18 protein-coding genes are annotated in these 20,492 nt (G+C 60.2%); all 18 read left to right on the forward strand.

Features of this window, described 5'->3' with window-relative positions; translation table 11 throughout:
- Positions 1-132: 132 nt before the first annotated feature.
- Positions 133-2,178: a hydantoinase/oxoprolinase family protein gene (locus C5L10_RS18340; RefSeq protein ID WP_105430919.1), complete on the forward strand. Its 2,046-nt coding sequence runs from the start codon at positions 133-135 to the stop codon at positions 2,176-2,178.
- Positions 2,178-3,788 (forward strand): hydantoinase B/oxoprolinase family protein, encoded by a 1,611-nt coding sequence (locus C5L10_RS18345; protein WP_105430841.1) that lies wholly within the window; start codon positions 2,178-2,180, stop codon positions 3,786-3,788. The genes C5L10_RS18340 and C5L10_RS18345 overlap by 1 nt, the downstream gene beginning before the upstream one ends.
- A gap of 23 nt (positions 3,789-3,811) precedes the next feature.
- Positions 3,812-4,858, forward strand: a complete 1,047-nt coding sequence (locus C5L10_RS18350) for an SIS domain-containing protein (RefSeq protein WP_105430842.1) — start codon at positions 3,812-3,814, stop codon at positions 4,856-4,858.
- Between the two features lie 133 nt (positions 4,859-4,991).
- Complete coding sequence (locus C5L10_RS18355) at positions 4,992-5,885, forward strand: fructoselysine 6-kinase (protein ID WP_172717072.1); 894 nt, start codon at positions 4,992-4,994, stop codon at positions 5,883-5,885.
- Positions 5,886-5,896: 11 nt separating this feature from the next.
- Positions 5,897-7,600, forward strand: coding sequence for an ABC transporter ATP-binding protein (locus tag C5L10_RS18360; protein WP_105430844.1), 1,704 nt, complete (start codon positions 5,897-5,899; stop codon positions 7,598-7,600).
- Entirely contained in the window at positions 7,597-8,574 is a 978-nt protein-coding gene (locus C5L10_RS18365) for an ABC transporter permease (protein WP_105430845.1), read from the forward strand. The genes C5L10_RS18360 and C5L10_RS18365 overlap by 4 nt, the downstream gene beginning before the upstream one ends.
- Positions 8,571-9,407 (forward strand): ABC transporter permease, encoded by an 837-nt coding sequence (locus C5L10_RS18370; protein WP_245448036.1) that lies wholly within the window; start codon positions 8,571-8,573, stop codon positions 9,405-9,407. Before C5L10_RS18365 ends, C5L10_RS18370 begins: the two co-directional genes overlap by 4 nt.
- Positions 9,408-9,457: 50 nt before the next feature.
- Complete coding sequence (locus tag C5L10_RS18375; RefSeq protein ID WP_245448037.1) at positions 9,458-10,993, forward strand: ABC transporter substrate-binding protein; 1,536 nt, start codon at positions 9,458-9,460, stop codon at positions 10,991-10,993.
- 262 nt (positions 10,994-11,255) lie between these two features.
- Positions 11,256-12,314, forward strand: a complete 1,059-nt coding sequence (locus tag C5L10_RS18380) for an alpha/beta fold hydrolase (RefSeq protein WP_105430847.1) — start codon at positions 11,256-11,258, stop codon at positions 12,312-12,314.
- A gap of 167 nt (positions 12,315-12,481) precedes the next feature.
- Positions 12,482-13,531, forward strand: coding sequence for a class I SAM-dependent methyltransferase (locus C5L10_RS18385; protein ID WP_105430921.1), 1,050 nt, complete (start codon positions 12,482-12,484; stop codon positions 13,529-13,531).
- Between the two features lie 1,071 nt (positions 13,532-14,602).
- Complete coding sequence (gene modA / locus C5L10_RS18390; RefSeq protein WP_105430848.1) at positions 14,603-15,400, forward strand: molybdate ABC transporter substrate-binding protein; 798 nt, start codon at positions 14,603-14,605, stop codon at positions 15,398-15,400.
- Positions 15,401-15,698: 298 nt separating this feature from the next.
- Positions 15,699-15,929 (forward strand): hypothetical protein, encoded by a 231-nt coding sequence (locus C5L10_RS18395; protein ID WP_105430849.1) that lies wholly within the window; start codon positions 15,699-15,701, stop codon positions 15,927-15,929.
- 85 nt (positions 15,930-16,014) lie between these two features.
- Complete coding sequence (locus C5L10_RS18400; protein ID WP_105430850.1) at positions 16,015-16,242, forward strand: hypothetical protein; 228 nt, start codon at positions 16,015-16,017, stop codon at positions 16,240-16,242.
- Positions 16,243-16,457: 215 nt separating this feature from the next.
- Positions 16,458-17,159: a molybdate ABC transporter permease subunit gene (modB, locus tag C5L10_RS18405; protein ID WP_105430851.1), complete on the forward strand. Its 702-nt coding sequence runs from the start codon at positions 16,458-16,460 to the stop codon at positions 17,157-17,159.
- Entirely contained in the window at positions 17,156-18,217 is a 1,062-nt protein-coding gene (modC, locus tag C5L10_RS18410; protein WP_105430852.1) for a molybdenum ABC transporter ATP-binding protein, read from the forward strand. The genes modB and modC overlap by 4 nt, the downstream gene beginning before the upstream one ends.
- Positions 18,218-18,355: 138 nt before the next feature.
- Positions 18,356-18,550 (forward strand): type II toxin-antitoxin system RelE/ParE family toxin, encoded by a 195-nt coding sequence (locus C5L10_RS18415; protein WP_311766243.1) that lies wholly within the window; start codon positions 18,356-18,358, stop codon positions 18,548-18,550.
- A gap of 2 nt (positions 18,551-18,552) precedes the next feature.
- A complete protein-coding gene (locus tag C5L10_RS18420) occupies positions 18,553-18,849 on the forward strand; it encodes an addiction module antidote protein (protein ID WP_105430853.1) in 297 nt (98 codons plus the stop codon).
- Between the two features lie 186 nt (positions 18,850-19,035).
- Complete coding sequence (locus C5L10_RS18425) at positions 19,036-20,382, forward strand: extracellular solute-binding protein (protein ID WP_105430854.1); 1,347 nt, start codon at positions 19,036-19,038, stop codon at positions 20,380-20,382.
- The last annotated feature ends 110 nt before the right edge of the window (positions 20,383-20,492 follow it).

Consider the following 20,492-nt stretch of genomic DNA (forward strand, 5'->3'; position numbering starts at 1 on the left):
CTCCGAGACATTCCGAAATGGAATGGAAAGCTCGAATAATTGAATTTTACAAGATATGCGACGCCTTTCTACATTGCCCTCATGACAGGACAGGCGAAAGCGGGAGCCGACGCCCAAAGCACGAAGATCATCATGGGCAACATCAGAGTTGGAATCGATGTCGGCGGAACCTTCACGGATTTCACCGTACTCGACGACGAAACGGGCGGCATGCGCCACTTCAAGGTGTCGTCGACACCGCACGATCCGTCCGAGGCAATCGAGATCGGCATCGCCAGCTTCCAGGCGCGTGGTCTGACAGCCTCGGACGTCGTCCATTTCGGCCACGGCACGACGGTTGCCACGAACATGGTCATCGAGCGTCGCGGCGGCAAGACTGGCCTCCTCACGACCGAAGGTTTCCGGGACGTTCTGGAAATCGGGCGCCAGACCCGCCCCGACCTGTTCGACATGAGCGTCCGCAAACCCGAGCCGCTGGTCGTGCGGCCGTTGCGGCTTGAGGTCCACGAGCGCCTCGGCCCCGACGGCGACGTCATCGTTCCTCTCGATGAAGCCGGCGTCGAGGATGCCGCAAAACGTTTCAGGGCTGAGGGCGTCGAAGCCGTCGCCATCGGCTTTCTGCATTCGTATCGCAATGCCGCTCACGAGCGGCGCGCAGCCGAGATTATCCGCAAGCATCTGCCGGGTGTCTTCGTCAGCCTGTCGAGCGACGTACTGCCGGAGTTCCGCGAATATGAGCGCATCTCTACCACGGTGATGAACGCCTATCTGATGCCACGCATGGACGGTTATCTCGACCGCTTCATGAAACGGTCGCGCCAGGCCGGCATCGATGCCAAGCCTTATACAATCCATTCCAATGGCGGCTTGATGTCCACAGAGACGGCGCGCAACTATCCGGTGCGGACCTGCCTGTCGGGTCCCGCGGCCGGTGTCGTCGGTGCGGCCCTCGTCGGCAAGGCGGCGTCCTTTCCCGACGTCATTACCTTTGATGTGGGCGGCACCTCTACCGACGTCGCTCTCATCGCCGGCGGCAAGCCCGCCTATTCGGCCGACCGTGATGTGGCCGGCTATTCCATCCGCTGCGCGATGGTCGATGTCAGCGTCATCGGTGCGGGTGGCGGCTCCATCGCCTGGCTTGACGATGCCGGCGGCCTCAAGGTCGGCCCGCAGAGCGCGGCGGCAGTTCCCGGCCCGGCCGCCTATGGCAAGGGCGGAACAGATGCCACGATTACGGATGCAAACATCGTCCTGCAGCGCCTGAACCCGATTGCGCTGCTTGATGGCACCATGCCGGTCGATCGCGAGGCAGCGCTGAGTGCAATCAGCGCGGTAGCCGAAAAGATCGGCCGCAGCGTCGAAGACACTGCGTGGGGCATTATCCGGATCGCCGTCGCCAACATGGCGCGCGCTATTCGCGCCGTGTCGATGGACAAGGGCCACGATCTCAAGCAGTTTGCGCTGATGGCCTTCGGCGGAGCAGGCCCTCTGCATGCCTCGCTGGTTGCAGCCGAAACCGGTCTCAACACGGTCATCATCCCAGAATCGCCTGGCACCATGTGCGCCCGCGGCGTTCTCCTTTCCGACGTTACCCGCGATTTCGTCTCCACTCAGATCAAGCGGGCACAGGGCGAAGGTTGGAGCGAGATCACGTCAGCCGTCGCAGGTCTTGAAAAGCAGGCCAGGGAATGGCTCGAGGCGGAGACCATCCCCGACGACAAGCGCGCATTGCAACATATCGCCGAAGCGCGCTATGCGGGCCAGAACCACGAAATTCGTGTCGAAGGCATCCTGTCGAGCGCGGAAGATTTTTCGGTTCGTTTCGCCGAAGCCCACCGCGTCGTCTACGGTTATGCACTGGATAATCATCCGGTCGAGATCGTCAACCTGCGTGTCCAGGCAATCGGCCACGCCGGTCGGCCGCTGCAGACGGTGGAAGGCGCTTCCGGCACCATGACGGATGCCAGGGTTGGCGAGCGCGATGTGTATGTCGGCCCCGAAGGCGGCTGGAAAACTGTGCCCGTCTACAAGCGCGCGCTGATGCCGCAGGGGGAAAAATTCGCCGGCCCAGCCATTGTCGAGGAGCTCACCTCGACCGCCTATGTGCTCCCCGACCAGACCGGCGTCGTCGACGGCTATGGCAACATCATCCTCAGCTTTGTGAAGGACCGCTCGTGATGCTGCAACACGTCAAACCACCACGCGAATTCGACACAATCGAAATGGAGGTCTATTCCAACCGGTTCATGTCGATCACGGACGAGATGGGCCTAAGCCTCGTTCGTTCGTCCTTCTCCACCAATATCAAGGAGCGCAAGGACTGCTCCGTCGGCCTGTTCGATGGCAAAGGACGCCTGGTCGTCCAAGCATCGCATATCCCGGTGCATCTGGGGTCGCTGCAAGGCGGCGTCGCGGCCGTACTCGAAAACTACAGTATCGAGGACATCAAGCCGGGCGATGCATTCATCTGCAACGATCCCTATCTGGCGGGCGGCTCGCATACGCCGGATATCTCCATCCTCACACCCGTCTTTTATCAGGGCCGCCTTTGCTTCTTCGCCGCCAATTTGGGTCACCATTCCGACGTCGGGGGCGGCGTGCCCGGTTCCTGCGATCCGAGCCAGACCAGCATCTTTGCCGAAGGCCTGCGTATTCCCGTGCTGAAGATTGCGCGCGAGGGCGTCCTCGATGAGCAGATCGTCAAACTCATCAGCACCAACAGCCGCGACCCGCTGGAGCGCATCCTCGACCTCAAGGTTCAGATAGCCACCAACGAAATCGGGCAGCGGAAGCTCGTGGCACTTGCCGACCAATTCGGCATTGCCACGGTAGAGAAGGCGATCGAGGACCTGATCGCCTATTCGGAAAGCCGGCTACGCAAGCGCATCAAGGAAATGCCCGACGGCGTCTACAAGGGCGAAGCCTTTATCGACGGTGATGGCATTGGTTTCGACCCCTGCCGTATCCAGGTCGCCATTAAAGTGGAAGGTGAGGGGATCACGTTCGACTTCACAGGCACCGACAGTCAGGCGCGAGGCGCGGTCAACATTCCCAAGACCGCCCTCGACGCCACCTGCTACTACACCATTAAGGCCCTTCTGGACCCGTCGCTTCCACCGAATGAAGGCATGGCGTTGCCAGTCTCCATCATTGCCGAGGAAGGCACGCTGGTGCGGCCGAAGTTTCCCGCCGCCGTTGGTATCCGCTCGACCAGTTGCCAGCGCGTGGTGCGCGCCATCTTCCAGGCTTTCGCCGACGTTCTGCCCCGGGAAAAGGTATTCGCCTCTTCCGCCGACATGAACGCGACGATGATCTTCTTCGGGCCGCACAAGACCCGCGAAGGCAGCTTCGTCTATCTCGAAACAGTCGGCGGCGGGGCCGGGGCGAGCCTCGATCATGAGGGCATGAACGGCATTCAGGTCCACATTACCAACACCTCGAACCTGCCGGCCGAAGCACTCGAGATCGAATATCCGCTGATGGTCCGTCGTTATGCGCTCGCCGACGGGTCGGGCGGCGAGGGGCACACCGCGGGCGGCATGGGCATCGTCCGCGAGGTCGTCGCCATGACGGACGGCATACGCGCCAACGCTTCCTGCGAGGGACTGCGTACTCCAGCCGACGGGGTCTTCGGCGGCGGACAGGGCGAGGTTGCGCGGCTGAAATTCGGCACTGTGGACGGCACAGTGACCGAATACGACATCTCGATCACCAATATCCTCATGAACCGTGGCGACAGCCTGTTCCTGCAAACGCCGGGCGGCGGCGGCTTCGGTCGCGCGTCCTGAACTGATTGGAGAATAAAACGATAATGGCACTCGAAAACCTGACGCCCAGCGACGAAGAGATCAAGTCCGCTGCGAACCCGAATTACCTTGAAGGTGACTATCTGAAAGGCGTCCTGGAGATGACCTTCCGCGACGGCAACCCGCTGGCCGAAAAGCTGGTGGAAGACATTTTCTCTTCGCGTCAAATCGACACCGTCTACCTGGTCGGCGCCGGCGGCTCGAATTCCTACATCGAACCGATCAAGTACATTCTCGACAAGTATTGCGACCTGCGCATCGAGCGGATCAACTCGACGGAGTTCGAAACGCGCCGCCCGAAGCCTGTCAACGAGAAGGCGGTCGTGCTTCTCACCTCGCATAACGGCGAGACCGAAGACACTGTGGTTGCCGCCCGCTGGGCCAAGACCACCGGCGCTGTTACCGTTGCCCTCACCTCCGGCCACGAAAGCGGTCTGGCAAAGATCTGCGACTACCTTCTGCCCTACAGCAAGGAGCTGCCGGGCATGCCGAAGACGATGATCGCTTATCTTTTCGCCGCCTACCTGCTAAAGCATCTCCGCAACCCGGTCGGCGCGCAACTGGTGCGTGACCTCGAAGCGCTGCCGGCCAAGCTGCACGACATCAAGGATGCCGAGCGTGAGCGTGGCATGGAACTCGCCCGCCGCTACAAGGACGAGAACATCTACTACGTGCTCTCCAGCGGCATCCTATCGGGCCTCAACTACCAGTACTCAATCTGCATCTTCAACGAAATGTTATGGCTTGATGCATCGGACATCCATTCGGGCGAATTTCGCCATGGTCCGTTCGAAGTTGCCGATCCGGAGATGGCCTATGTCTTCCTCATGGACAATGGCGAGAACCGCAAGATCGACCAGCGCGCGCTGAAGTTCACCCGCCGCGTTACCGACAAGATCATCACTTTCGACGCTGGCCGCTACGAAGACGTCTCAGCCCTTCTGTCGCCCTTCGTGATTGGCGTCACCTGGTACTGGTTTGCCCACACGCTGTCGGTATTGCGCGAACATCCATTGTCTGTTCGCCGCTACATGTGGAAGGTCGATTACTGATGATCAGGCGCCCGCCCGCATGGTTGTTTTTGCCTGGCGCGAGTCCATCGCGGTTCGGCACGGTGTCGCCCTCGCGGGCCGGCGCTTTCTCCGTCGCGCCCTATGTCTTGCATGGAAAGAAGGCGGCCGGAAAATGATCACGCCCGACACGTCTTTCAACACGTTCAAGGTGCTGGGGCTCGGCGATAACGTTGTCGACCGCTACCTCAACACCGGCAAGATGTATCCTGGCGGAAATGCCCTGAACTTTGCAGTTTACGCCAAGATGCTTGGGGCCGATGCGGCATTTCTGGGTACTTTCGGCACCGATGCCGCCGCGCAGCATGTTCGGGCCACGCTTAAAGCACTTTGCGTGCCGGCAACGCACAGCCGTATTATTGAAGGCGAAAACGGCCATGCGGATGTGCGCGTCGTCGACGGAGACCGGGAATTCGTGTTCTCCAATAAAGGTGGCGTCGCCCGGGAAAGCCCGTTCACGCCAGGCCAAGGCGACATCGACTACCTCTCAACCTTCGCACTGGTGCACACGAGTTGCTACAGCCACCTCAACCAGCATCTTGCGGTGCTGAAGAGTGGCAGCCGTCTGCTGTCCTTTGATTTCTCCTATCGCTGGCAGGTCGAGGACCTGATCGCGCCGGTGACGCCGCACCTCGATTTCGCCGCCCTGTCGGCAGCCGATGTCGGGCGCGACCGTTCATTGGAAGTCCTGCGCGAGGCCGTCGGGCATGGCTGCGGCCTGGCGCTCGCCACGCTCGGACCAGAGGGCGCTGTTGCCTATAACGGCAAGGACTTCGTGTCCGTTGCGCCCGTACCCACCGATGTCGTCGACACGCTTGGCGCAGGCGATGCATTCATCACCGCTACGCTCTTAGCCCTGGTTGGCCGCGGCTGGAAGCGCGGCGAGCATGTGGGGCCGGAGACTATCCAAACAGCGATGGAAAAGGGTTCGCAGTTTGCCGCAGAGATTTGCCGGATCGAGGGCGCGTTCGGCTATCCGGCACCCATCCAGTCGCAAGTCACGGCTTGATCGGAGGCGCGATGCTGGAAGTCAGGAACCTCTCGATTGCTTTCAAGACCCGCGACGGGCTGAAGTCCGCGGTGCGCAATATCGACTTCACCATCGGGCCGGGCGAAATACTCGGTCTGGTGGGGGAAAGCGGTAGCGGCAAGACGATCACCTCGCTTGGGGTAATGGGCTTGCTCCCGCCGAATGCGGTGGCCACGAGCGGGGAGGTTCTGGTCGACGGCATCGACATGCTTCAACTCGGACCGGGTGAACTTCGCAAGCTGCGCGGCAGGCATATTGCGATGATCTTCCAGGATCCAGTGGCATCGCTCGACCCGATCTTCACCTGCGGCGACCAGATCATCGAGGCGATCCGGCTTCATGAAACGGTTGGCAAGGCGCAGGCGCACCAGAAGGCGGTAAAACTTCTTGAGAAGGTCAGGATTCCTGATCCCGAGCGCGCCATGCGTGCCTATCCGCACGAGCTTTCCGGCGGCCAATGTCAACGCATCATGATCGCCATGGCGGTTGCCTGCAAACCCCGAATCATCATTGCCGACGAACCGACCACGGCGCTCGACGTGACCGTGCAGAAACAGGTTCTCGACCTGTTACGCGGCCTCAACGAGGAGGTGGGGGCGGCTATCCTGCTGATCACGCACGACCTTGGCGTTATCTACGAAGTCGCGGACCGCGTCGTCGTCATGTATTCCGGGGACAAGATAGAGGAGGCGACCACCGCTGCTCTCTTCACCAATCCCAAGACCGGTTATGCCAAGGCACTGATAGACTCGATGCCGACCCCCGGCGGGCAGCATGATCGCCTGCCGGTGATCGAGCGTGACGCGCTTGGCAACGTTTTCAGCGTCCGGCCCGAGCCGCGCGTCCATTCGAGCAATGCCGCGGCGCCACCGGAGGCGAACACTGCGCCGCTGCTCGAGATCAGGGACCTCGTCAAGTCCTATTGGATCAAGCCTGCCCCGCTTGCGATGCCCGTCGAAATGCGCGCCGTGGACCGTGTCAGCCTGAGCATCGCGCCACGCTCGACACTTGGCCTGGTTGGCGAATCCGGTTGCGGTAAAAGCACCCTTTCGCGCGCCGTCATGCGGCTCTATCGCCCCGACGCCGGCGAAATCCTGTTCAAGGGACGAGATATCGCCAGACTCTCGGAAGGGGAGATGCGGCCGTTCCGGCGTGAGATCGCCATGGTCTTCCAAAATCCTTATGGCTCCCTCAATCCGCGCCAGACCGTCGCCGAGCTTGTCGAAGCGCCGTTGGTTATCTTTGGGGAAGGCACCGCCTCTGTACGTCGCCGTCGCGTCGCCGGCCTGCTTGAAGCGGTTGGTCTTCCAGCTGGCGCGGCGGCGAAATATCCGCATGAATTTTCCGGCGGACAGCGACAGCGGATTGCCATTGCCCGGGCCCTTGCACTCAATCCTTCGCTCGTGATCTGCGATGAGGCCGTCTCGGCGCTTGACGTTTCCGTGCAGGCGCAGGTGCTCAACCTGCTCAAGGATCTGCAGGTCGAGTTCGACCTGACCTATCTCTTCATCTCCCACGACCTTTCCGTGGTCGAACATATCAGTGACACGGTCGCCGTCATGCAGAACGGCCGCATCGTCGAATACGGGTCGGCGAACGAAATCTTCGCCAATCCAAAGGAAGCCTATACCCGGATGCTGCTCGATGCGGTGCCGACCATCGGTTCGGACCGTGTCGGAAAGGGGGTCGCGTGAACGCTTCTGTTGCCGGAGCTTTTCTGCTTGTCGGACGAAAGCTGCTGACGGCTTTTCTCCAACTGCTGGTGATCGCCACACTGATCTTCTCAGTCATGTACATCATGCCGGGTGATCCGGTGCTGCTGTTGCTCGGCGCCGACAGCAATCCGTCGCCGGAAGCCGTTGCTTCCATGCGCAGCCAGCTTGGCCTGGACCAGCCGGTAATGTCGCAGTATTTCATCTGGCTGTGGAAGGCGTTGCATCTTGATTTCGGGGCGTCGCTCGCCAACGGCTATCCGGTTTCGAGATACGTGCTTTCCAACCTGCCGCGCACGCTGGAACTTGCCTTTGCGGCGATCATTATCGCGACTCTGATCGGCGTCCCGCTCGGCATTGCCGCAGCCCTCAAACGTGGCAGTGTGCGCGATACGATCCTGACATCCGTCGCCACGATCGGGATTTCTGTGCCTGTCTATATCCTGGGCACGATGTTGGTTCTGTTATTCAGCCTGAAACTCGGTTGGTTGCCTGCCAGCGGCTACACGGACATATCGCGAAACGCGCTTGAGCATTTCCGCAAGCTCGCCCTTCCGGCCTTGGCGCTCGGATTCGGTCTTGCCGCCTCCATCGCACGCATGACACGCTCATCGATGCTGGAAATCCTTGGTCGGGATTTCGTTCGGGCGCTACGGGCGAAGGGCATGTCGGAGCGACGCATCATCTGGCAGCACGTGCTGCGCAATGCGGCAATCCCGATCGTCACCATCATCGGGCTGCAGCTCGGCAACCTGATGGGCGGCACGGTGCTCGTCGAAGCGATGTTCAATTGGCCGGGGCTCAGCACCCTGCTGGTGGGCGCGGTATCGGCCCGCAACTATCCGCTGGTCCAGGGAGCGATGCTTGCCATTGCTGCGCTTTTCATCTGCATCAATTTGCTGGTCGAACTGCTGTATAGCCTGCTCGATCCGCGCATCAGGAGGAAACGGGCGTGACCTCCTGCACCCTTGGCGTCGTTCGCAGTCAGCCGGCATTCGTCGCAAGTCTTGCCTTACTGTCGATCGTCCTTCTGATGGCGATCTTCGGCGTCTGGCTCGCACCTCACGACCCGTTCATGCTCAACCCGCAGGCCGTCAACCAGGGCAGCTCCGCCGGCCACTGGCTGGGAACCGACGAATTCGGCCGCGATCTGCTGAGCCGGCTTCTTATCGGCATCCGTCCGACCCTCATGGTAGCGCTCGGCGCCACGGTGATCGCTGCCGTGTTCGGTAGCCTGCTTGGAATTGCCGGGGCTTATGGACGTCCGTGGTTGTCCTTTTTGATCATGCGCGCCGTCGACATCATGTTGAGCTTTCCGCCAATCCTGCTTGCACTGCTCGCAGTCGGTTTCTGGGAAAGCGGCGTTCTTAGTCTGACCGTCGTGATCGGCGTGCTTTATATCCCGCACTTTGCCCGTGTTGCTCATTCTGCCACGCTTCAGGTGACACGCCAGGAGTTCATGGAAGCCGAGCATGCCATGGGGGCTTCGGTGCGGCGTGTCGTCTTCACGGCGATCCTGCCAAACATCCTGTCGCCGCTGGTCGTCCAGGCGACGCTGACAGTAGCCGCGGCCATTCTCCTTGAATCGGGCCTGAGCTTCCTTGGCCTCGGCATTGTGCCGCCGGAGCCGTCTTGGGGTCAGATGATCGGAACCGCCCGCGGCTATCTCGGCCAAAACCCGATGTATGTCATCTGGCCATCTCTTCTTCTCGCGCTGACAGTGCTCGCCATCAACGTGGTGGGCGACCGGTTGCGCGACATTCTCGATCCACGTCTCAGGGAGGAATAGCGGACATGGAAAAGACGAATAGACAAGCACCAGCAAAAAAGGGGTACAGCATGAAGAAATCAGTTCTCGGGCTTATCTTCGCCCTCGCATCCGGCGTTTCCGCACATCAGGCCCTGGCGGCTGAGGGCGGTACTCTCTATTTCGGCCTCTCCGGTGAGCCTTCCACGCTTGACAGCACCATTAATGCGGGAACGCCGGCCCGCACGATCCGGCTCGCCATTCACCGAGGCCTCGTCAACTATGGTGCTGACGGAAAGCTGTCGCAGGAACTTGCGCAGTCCTATGAAGTTTCCACAGACGCGCTCACCTATACGTTCAAGCTGCGGGATGCCAAATTCCACGACGGGTCGCCGGTGACCGCGCGGGATGTGAAAGCATCCATCGAACGCGTTACAGCAGCAGACAGCAAGGCGACCTATCGAAACGAGCTGGGTGTTATCAAGGCGATCGATACGCCCGACGCCAAGACCGTTAAGCTGACGCTTTCCAAGCCATTTGTCCCGCTGATCCACTACCTGGCGCTTCCGGAATCGGCAATCGTGCCTGCCGCCTGGATCAGGGAGCATGGCAAGGATCCGAATGCAACGCCGATTGGCGCCGGGCCTTTCAAGTTTTCTGCCTGGGAACGCGGTCGCGAATTGACCGTCGAAAAGTTCGATGGATATTACAAGCAGGGCAAGCCTCATCTTGATGACGTCCACTACGTCTTTTATGCCGACGAAAATACGCGCGTCAATGCGCTGAAATCGAGCGACGTGGACATCATCGATTACGTCCCGTGGAAGGACGCCGCCTCGATCGAGGCCGATTCCAATCTGAGGCTGGCCAGCACGACCGGCCCTTTCATGATGCTGCAGTTCAACACCAAATTCGAGCCGTTTTCCAAGCCGGAGGTGCGGCAGGCAGTGTCTTACGCCATCGATCGCGCCACGATCATCAACACGGCCTTCAATGGTCGGGGCACGCCCATTTACGGAATTGCGGTCCCGGAAGGATACATGGGTTATTCCAAGGAGAAGGCTAACTACTTCAGCTACGACATTGCCAAGGCGAAGGCATTGCTGGCGCAGGCTGGGTATCCCGAGGGCTTTGAGGCACGGCTGTTGTCGACCGCCCAATACGGCTTCCATAACAATACCGCGATCGCCGTACAGGCTGAACTCGCCAAGATCGGCATCAAGGCGAAGCTTGATCTTCCAGACTGGTCCGGCCGCATCGCCAAGAACAACGCCGGCGACTATGATTTTCTTGTCGCGGGCACCGCAGGCGACATCGCCGACCCCGATTGGCTCAGCAACTTCTTCTACGGCGGGCAGCAACTGGTCCGGCTCAACAACTCGGCCTACTTCAACGACCCGGTTATCAACGATCTTCTGGACAAGGGTCGCGTCACGCTCGATGCGGTTGAGCGCGAGAAGATCTATGGCCGATTCGTCGACCGGGCACTGGAGCAATCGCCCTTCGTCTACCTGATGTGGCGGGACCAGAGTTTCGGCTTGCGTAAAGACGTTAAGGGATTCGCCAATATTCCCGGTTTTCTGACATTTCAGTCCGGTATCACGGTTGAGGACACCGAGGTGGAGTAAGCGTCTAAAACCGCTGACGTCACTATCCCCGATCTTTCAGGTCGGGGATAATGCAGCATTATTTCATCGAGGTCCACGGCCGCGGTACCCGTAAATGCTTGTCGGCAGTTCGATCTGGTTCAAGAGCAAGCATCAGCCTTTATGCTTTCCCGAGGCAGGCGAAACTTGCCACCGGATTTCCAGGCGTGGCCGTGGGGGGCGCCAATTGATGAAGCATAGGATAGGTCTGTTATGCGACCTTGCCCTACGATATTCTGGGCCGATGAAACTCAGCCAGACCATACGGTTTTGTACCTCCGCAGATGGGACCCGTATCGCCGTCGCGTCTTGTGGACAAGGCCAGGTGATCCTGCGGGCGGCGCATTGGCTCAGCCACGTCGACTATGATCTCGAGAGCCCGGTCTGGCGGCCCTGGCTCAGTGCGATGTCTGCCCGGAACCGGTTTGTACGTTACGATCCGCGGGGCTGCGGCCTGTCGGACCGGCATGTGTCCGACCTTTCGCTCGACGCGTGGCACGCCGACCTTGATGCCGTGGCTGCTTCGATTGAGGACCCGCGCTTCGTTCTCCTCGGTCTTTCACAGGGCGGCGCACTCGCTATCGCGTATGCGCTGAGGTATCCAGAGCGGGTCTCGCATCTGGTTCTCCTAAACGCGTATGGCCAGGGCGCCAGGACGAGAGCTCTGACCGAGGCCGAGCGGCTGGAAGCCGAAACACTTGTCAATTTCGTTCGTATTGGCTGGGGACGAGACAATCCGGCATTTTGTCAATTTTTCACCAACCTCTTTATCCCCGACGGCACGCCTGAACAGCATCGCTGGTGGGGTGACCTGGAGCGCTTGACTGCAACGCCTGAGGTGGCCGCGCAATTGCTTTGGCAAATGCAGGGGATCGATGTGCTGCAGCTTGCGACGATGCTTCGCGTACCGACATTGATCGCCCATAACCGCGGCGACATGCGCGTGCCGTTCGACCAAGGCTGCAAGCTTGCCGCCGCAATTCCAGGCGCCAGCTTCGTGCCTTTAGAGAGCAAAAACCACGTGCTCTTGCCGGATGAGCCTGCATGGAGCGTATTTCAGGCAGAACTGGCTGCTTTTCTCGGGCACGACAGTCGCTTACGACCCCGCGCCGTCAGCGAGGCGGATCTCACACTCGCGGAGGCGACCCTTCTCGACCTCGTGGCGGAAGGGCTCGACAACCGCGCGATCGCAGAACGGCTTGGCAAGAGCGTCAAAACCGTACGAAATCAGCTGTCGGTGATCTTCAGCAAACTCGGCGTGCATAGCCGCTCGCAGGCGATCGTCATCGCGCTCTCCAAATAATCCCCGACGTCTCGCTGCTCTCTGTGCGGCGGAGGGACGTATGTCCCCACAATCAGCGAGGTTGTTCGCCGCTGCGGGACGATTGCCTCATGTTCCGGGAGGCGACTTGTTCCATCCTCGACGTCACGGATGGCAAGACGCCGTCCAAGGATGAGGAGGAATTCGAGATGTCGGAACTCAACGAAACAGCTCTCAATGAGCTGGTGGGCCGGGTCCTCGGCGATCTTGGCGGCGCGGTCAGCGTGCCGCTGGTGCGGATCGGAGATGCGCTCGGGCTATATGCGACCCTCAAGGAGATCGGCCCAGCGAAGGCCGACGAACTCGCCGAGGCTGCGGGCTGTGCGCCACGCTATGTGCGCGAGTGGCTGGCAGCCCAGGCCGCCTCGGGCTATGTGCATCACGAGCAAGGGCGCTTCTCGCTGACGCCCGAGCAATCTCTCGTGTTTGCCGCGCCGGACAGCCCGGTCAATCTGATCGGCGCGTTCGATACCGCCGCTGCGATGGCCGAGAACCAGCCGAAGGTACAGGCCGCCTTCAAGACCGGTCGGGGGGTGGCCTGGGGCGATCAGGCCGGCTGCATGTCCTGTGCCGTCGCGCGGCTCTTTCGCCCTGGCTACGTCAATGCGCTTGTGCAGGATTGGCTGCCGGCGCTCGACGGCGTCGTCGACAAACTGAAGAAGGGGGCGAAGGTGGCCGACGTCGGATGCGGGCATGGTCTATCGACGATCTTGATGGCGCAGGCGTTCCCAGGTTCGCGGTTTACTGGCTACGACTTCCATCCGGGCTCGATTGCAGCTGCGACTGCGCATGTCCAGGCGCACGGACTGACGAATGTCCATTTCGAAGTCGGCCGGGCGCAGGATTTCGAGGGTCGCGATTTCGATTTGATCACCTGCTTCGACTGCCTGCACGACATGGGCGATCCGAACGCCGCGGCAGCTCATATCCGACGTGCGCTGAAGAATGACGGCACTTGGATGGTCGTGGAGCCCATCGCCGGAGATACGCTGGAAGAGAATATCAACCCAGTGGGACGGCTCTATTACTCGGCCTCGACGATGATCTGCGTTCCGACCTCGCTTGCTCAGGAGACAGGTCTTGCGCTCGGCGCGCAAGCAGGAGAGCAACGTTTGTCCGATGTGATCCGGTCAGGCGGTTTCAAGCAGGTCCGACGGGCGGCCCAGACGCCCCTCAACATGATTCTCGAGGCAACTTAATTTTGGTGTCGCCGTCTACGATACCGTGGCGGCAAGGGGCGGTCCTGGAAATTTGTGAACGGCGCCGACATCGAAAGGATCACGGTCGTCCCGGCCGCCACCGCCAAGCCCGGCACGATGGCAATCGGCCGGGCAATGGTCGAGGGATGACTTCATCGTGAACGGCGATGATCCTCAAGAAGGACTGGAGCGACTCGTATGATACGACTGGTTGCGTCTCTTGTTTCTACACACACGGAAACGCGCATGGAAGCATGGATCGGGAAAGATCGCAGGGTCCAGCAGCAGTCAGCGGCCAACTCCGCCACAGGCATAGGCAGTATCCTGTGAAAGGGCAAAATGAGAACGTTGTTGAGGAAGTCAATTACGGAAAGATGATAAGCGAGGCGATCGCCTGTTAGATCCCTTATAAAAACACACCAATAGGATGCCCTTCGCGGAGCTCTAATCCGTCAACTGCCCTTGGCAAGACATCGCCCGGTGGAGATCCGTTGCGGCGGCATATGGCGTGGCGGGTTGGACTAGCGCGATCACCCAACGGGTGGCGTTTTCATACTTCGCCCGCCATCGTCCTCCGAGGGCAGGGGCCGTAGATCGACGTCCTGGCCGCCATCCCGACTTCGGACGCGAGGCGTTTAACTATCGCGGCACCGATGGCTCTTGAAACACCTGCTACCACAGCAATTTTACCGGAAACCCGATCAGTCACCTCGAAACTTTTTTCTGAAAAGTCTAGCGATTGTCGCAGATAGCCGTCTGCCTCTACGCCCCGGGCCGAAGAGGGGCTGGAATTTGGATCGCCGCAAGCCAATGGCCTGAACGATGCAGCAGCAGAGCGTTAGACGCATGTGCGTCAATGCACATTAACGCACATGCGAACGTGTCTGTCCATCTCGAACTGGCGTTGCGCCCGCAAGTGAATTGACCACAGTGTCGCTGTGAGCTTTTTGTCCGCCGCCAGTCGCCGGGTATTAAAACGCTCGTCGTAAACCTTCAGTGTATTCCTCTAGTCAAAAACTCGCCAGCGAGATATCCAAAGGAATATCTCGCTTAAGGATCGGAGAGCAAATCATGAACATTGATCGTCATTTTTGGATCAGGCTCGCGGTGGGAGCCGCGCTTGTATCGCTCGCCTCCTTTGCCGCTCCGGCCGCAGCGCAGGAAAAAGTCACTGTCTTTGCAGCAGCCAGCATGAAGAACGCGCTCGACAACGCCAACAGGGCATGGGGCGCCCAGGGTGGCGGGCAGGTCACCGTCTCCTATGCCGCAAGCTCGACGCTCGCCAAGCAGATCGAAAACGGCGCACCGGCCGATATCTTCATTTCGGCCGATCTCGACTGGATGAAATATCTTTCCGACAAGAAGCTCGTGAGGGAAGGCACCAGGTTCAACTGGCTCGGCAACCGGATCGTGCTGGTCGCCGCCAAGGACGCCGCCAAGGACGCCGCCAAGCCGGTCGACATCAGGCCGGGCTTCGATCTTGCGGGTCTGCTCAAGGGCGGCAGGCTTGCTATGGGGGAGCCGAACGCGGTTCCGGCCGGCAAATACGCCAAGGCCTCGCTCGAAAAGCTCGGTGTCTGGCCGTCGGTCGAAAAGAGCGTCGCAAGCGCCGAAAGCGTACGCGCAGCACTCGCGTTCGTCTCGCGCGGCGAAGCGCCCTACGGCATAGTCTACCAGACGGACGCGGCGGCCGATCCGGGTGTTGCCATCGTCGGCACCTTCCCGGCCGACACCCACCCGCCGATCATCTATCCGATCGTCATCCTGTCGGAATCGAAGTCCAAGGATGTGTCCGCCTATCTCGACTATCTGAAGTCGGACAAGGCGGCGCCATTCTTGGAAAAGGAAGGTTTTACGGTTCTGGAGTAACCGCAAGCACTCCGGCAATGCGCATCGAAACGGCCCCGTTCGGGGTTGTTTTTCGTTTCCGGCCGGACCGTTCTTGGGGGCGAGCCTCTCCGTCCAGCGCAGTCCGAACCGCGATTTCAACCGGTCTCACGCGATCGTTTGTTCTCGAATCCCGAACATTCCGTTTGGAAATCATGCCCTAGCGACCTCGATCGGGCTCCCCCATCTCCATGACCGGAAGCAAACAACGCGCTTCCCAATGCCACCGAGCGGACGCCGGCTCCCAAACGGCTCCGTTTAGCAACTGAGGAATACGATAATGAAGACAGTACTTTCCACTTTTGCCGCAGCCATGATCGCTTCGGCTTCCTTCGCCGGCGTCGCACTTGCAGAAGGCGATTATTATCAGGGTGTGACCAAGGGACAGGCTGCGGCGCAGACCAATGACAAGGTCGACAATGTCAGGACCGGCAGCATCGACCAGGTTCGCGCCAACGACAATCGCGGCGACCAGCCGATTTTCAAGCACGAAAGCCGCGACAATCGCTAACCGCAGCTCATTCAAGATACCGAACATCGTCCGGCAGGCAGGTCGCAAACTAAAGCCCCGGACGAACTCTGAAAGGACTAGGACAATGAAGACTTCCATCTCCGCTATCGCCGCCATGATCGCTGCCGCTTCCTTCGGAGGCTCGGCTCTCGCCGAGGGCGATTATTTTGAAGGCACCTCGAAGACGCATGCTTCCGCCCGGGTCAACGGCGGCAATGTGGACGACGTGCGCACCGGCAGCATCCAGATCCGCGACACCGATCGCCAGGAAAGCCAGTCGATCTTCGGCAACACGACCCGCGACAACCGCTAACCGTCGCACCAAAAAGACCAAGGCCCAGCGGCCTTTGTTCGAGGTTACCCATCTTGTGAATGCGATGGTGCAGGGAGAGCAGCGGTCAATCCGGCGCTCTCCCACCGCCTTTTTCAGAACCCTCCAATAACTTTTCCGCCAGGACCTAGCCATCAGATCCGTCTCGATATATCCAGTGCGATATATTGCATGGCGGCTACGGGTGGGATCGGCGTTTGGACTGGCTGGCGTTGAGCGATGAGGAATGGACGGCGATCAGGCTCAGCCTGAAGGTTTCCGCCGTCGCCATGATCGTCAGCCTGCCGTTCGGCCTTCTCGTCGCCTATCTGCTCGCCCGCGGAAAATTCTGGGGCAAGTCGATCCTGAACGGCATCGTTCACCTGCCGCTTATCCTGCCGCCGGTCGTCACCGGCTTTCTGCTGCTGGTATTGTTCGGGCGACGCGGTGTTATCGGCGCCTTTCTCAACGATTATCTCGGCATCGTTCTCTCCTTCCGCTGGACGGGCGCAGCCCTTGCCTGCGGCGTCATGGGCTTTCCGCTGATGGTACGGTCGATCCGGCTGTCGATCGAGGCCGTCGACCGCAACCTGGAAGAGGCGGCCGGCACGCTCGGCGCAGGACCCACCTGGGTTTTCATCACCGTGACACTGCCGCTCATCCTGCCAGGCGTGATCGCCGGCATGATCCTCGCATTCGCAAAGGCGATGGGCGAGTTCGGCGCGACGATCACCTTCGTCTCCAATATTCCCGGTGAAACCCAGACCCTTTCGGCAGCCATCTACACGTTCACGCAGGTGCCGGGCGGCGACGCCGGGGCGATGCGGCTGACGCTGGTCGCGATCGCCATCTCGTTTGCAGCGCTGCTCGCCTCGGAGTTACTGGCTTATCTGATCGGCAAGAGAGTTGATATCGAATGACCCTCGTCGTTAAGGCACAACAGACGCTGGGAGAGTTTGTTCTCGACGCGGGCTTCACGTCGGATGGCGGCGTGACCGCATTGTTCGGGCCTTCGGGTTCCGGCAAGACGTCGCTGGTGCGGGTGATCGCAGGGCTGTCGAAGCCGGATCACGGGCGGCTGGTGGTCGATGGCGAAACGCTGCTCGACACCGAAAACCGCGTTTTCGTGCCAAAGCACAAACGACGTTTCGGCTACGTCTTCCAGGAAAGCCGGCTTTTCCCGCACCTCTCGGTGCGTCAGAACCTTGCCTATGGCCGCTGGTTTGCGCCCAAGACAACGCAGCCGGAAAATTTCGATCGGATTGTCGAACTGCTGGGTATCGGCCTGCTGCTCGAGCGGCGACCGGGGAAGCTTTCAGGTGGCGAAAAACAGCGTGTCGCGATCGGGCGGGCATTGCTCTCCGCTCCGCGTCTCCTTCTGATGGATGAGCCGCTCGCCGCGCTCGACGACCTGCGCAAGGCCGAAATCCTGCCCTATCTCGAACGCCTGCGTGACGAAACCTCGACGCCGATCGTCTATGTCAGCCATTCGGTCTCGGAGGTGGCGCGGCTTGCCGACAAGGTGGTGATAATGAGGGAGGGCCGGGTCGAGGCCACCGGCACGCCGTCGGAAGTCCTCTCGATACCGTCGGCGGATCGCCGCGATGCCGGCGCAGTACTGACCGGCACGATCGAGACGATCGATATCCCGCACCGGCTGGCGACGATCCGGCTTTCCCAGGCGCAGATCGTGGTCCCCAACGCGCATGCCGAAGAAGGCCGGAGCGTCCGCGTGCATATCCCCGAACGGGACGTAATGGTCGCCACCCGGCGGCCGGAAGGTCTTAGCGCCCTCAACATCCTTGACGGCGTGATTGCCGCGATCGAGCCGGACGGGGACGGCATGGCCCGCATCCGCATCCGCTGCGGCGGAGATATCGTGCTTGCCCGCATCACAGCGCTTTCCGTCGAACGGCTCGACCTGAAGCTAGAAAAGCCGGTTTTTGCCGTGATCAAGACGGTGGCACTAGAACGGTAGCGTGGGTTGATCTTCAGCAGACTGTGAACTATAGATTACACATGATCGAAATTCGCAAAACGGCGACTTTCCCAAAGTGGTTCAGCGAACTTCGCGAACTATAACGCCCGAATGCGAATAGTTACGCGCATTCGCCGTATGGAAATTGGCAATCTTGGTGATGTGACGCCTGTCGGCGAAGGCGTCAGCGAGGCGCGTATTGCCTACGGTCCTGGCTACCGACTCTATTTCATCCAGCAGGGCCAGGAAATCATCATCTTGCTCTGTGGCGGAGACAAGAGCACCCAAAGCAGGGACATCGCTTCGGCAAAAAAGATGGCGAAGGAGATATGACAGTGCCTATCGAGACAACGAAATGGGACGTTCAGGACTACCTGAAGACGCCCGAAGCGCGCGTTGCTTATCTCCAAGCAGCTTTCGAGGACGGGGATCCGAAACTTATCTCGATCGCCCTTGGCGATGTTGCCCGCTCCATGGGCATGACCAATGTCGCCAAGCAAGCGGGCATTACCCGGGAGGCGCTCTACAAGGCGCTGAGCGACAAGGGAGATCCGAAGCTCTCCACATTGCTCGGTGTCTTGAAGGCCCTCGGGCTCCGAGTCACGGTGGTTTCCACCAACGAAGCCGCATAGGGTCCTGTCCCAGCAAACGGCAAAACGATCCCGAAGAAATTTTGCACACGCGTACATTTTGTCATCCGGGTGTTAAGGAGCCCCGCTAGACCGCTTCCTGTTGATGATCTTCAGCGCTTCCGCAGCCTCGGCCGACAGGTCTTTCAGGATTCGGAAGAAGCCATTTCGCTCTTCGGGGAGTAAACCATGACTGTTCTTCCGATACTCAAGTCCGCCACGCTTGCGGCCGTTCTCCTGGCCTCGACCGCTGTTTTCGCGTCCGCCAAGGATGTCACCATTTCCGTCTGGTCCGGCGGTTCCGGGCCGAACGACAACTACCGCACCGATGCCTTCGACATCGCAGCCGATATTCTCGAGCGCGAAGCCGCCATCCGCGGCCAGCAGCTCAATATCATCGTCCAGAAGACGCCCTATTCCGGCTGGGAGGATTTCAAACAGGCCCTGACGCTCGCCGCCGAAGCCAAAAAGGCTCCGAACATCGTCGCCACCGGCCATGAAGACATCGGCCCCTGGGCGCAGGCCGGCCTCATCGTTCCGGTCGAGAAGTTCATCGACCTCGATAGCTGGCCGATCAGCGACATCTATCCGAACCTGATGGAGATCACCTCCTTCAACGGTACCGTCTACGGCATCCCGCAGGACGCAGAATCCCGTCCGTTCTTCTTCTGGAAGCCTTACATGAAGGCTATCGGCTATTCGGATGCCGATATCGAGGCTCTGCCGGCCAAGGTCGAAAAGGGCGAATATACGCTCAAGAACGTGCTCGAAGACGCCAAAAAGATGCAGGACAAGGGCCTCGTCCAGGCGGGCTACGGCTTTTATCCGCGCACCAATAACGGCCCGGACTACTGGCAGTTTTACACGTCCTTCGGCGGCGTGATGGAAGAGGAAGGCAAGCTCGTCTTCGACAAGGCCGCGATGAAGCGCACCTATCAGTATTTTGCCGATCTCGTGAAGGCCGGCGTCACCAAGAAGAACCATGTCGGCATGCCGGGCGATCAGTGGTGGAAGGAAGTTGCCACCGGCAAGGCCGGCATCTGGCACGGCGGCACCTGGCATTATGCCCGTCTCGTCAACCAGGAAGGCCTGAAGGACTTCTTCACCAACGTTCAGTTCACGCTGGTACCTGCCGGCGAAGGCGGCAAGGCCAACACGCTGACCCATCCGCTCGCTTACCTGCTGATGGCCGGCCATACCGAAGAAGAAACCCAGGTCGCTGCCGACCTGATCAAGATCGCCTCCGAGCCGCGCATCAATGCGCTGCATGCGATCAAGTCCGCCCATCTCGGCATCTCGCCTTCCGAAACCAAGGTCGACCTCTATGCGGCCGACCGCTGGGCTTCGGAAGCCACCGAACGCCTTCTGCCGCATGCCAACGCCATGCCGAACAATGCCGATTTCGGCAAGTACTGGACGATCATGTGGAAGAACTTCGAAGCCTCCTGGACGGGTGCCAAGACCCCCGATGCCGCGGTCAACGATGCCGAAGCCGAGCTGAAGTCGACACTCGGCGCGGCGATCATCATCCGCTGATGCCAAGCGACTTATCCTGCTCGGACAGGGCGGGATAAGTCGTGAACTATCCGGGCGAAACTCCTCGCCCCGAATTGTGGGCGGTGATCGCTCCGCCGCCCACACCCCAT

The sequence above is a fragment of the Neorhizobium sp. T6_25 genome, from assembly GCF_002968555.1.
Classification (GTDB): domain Bacteria; phylum Pseudomonadota; class Alphaproteobacteria; order Rhizobiales; family Rhizobiaceae; genus Neorhizobium.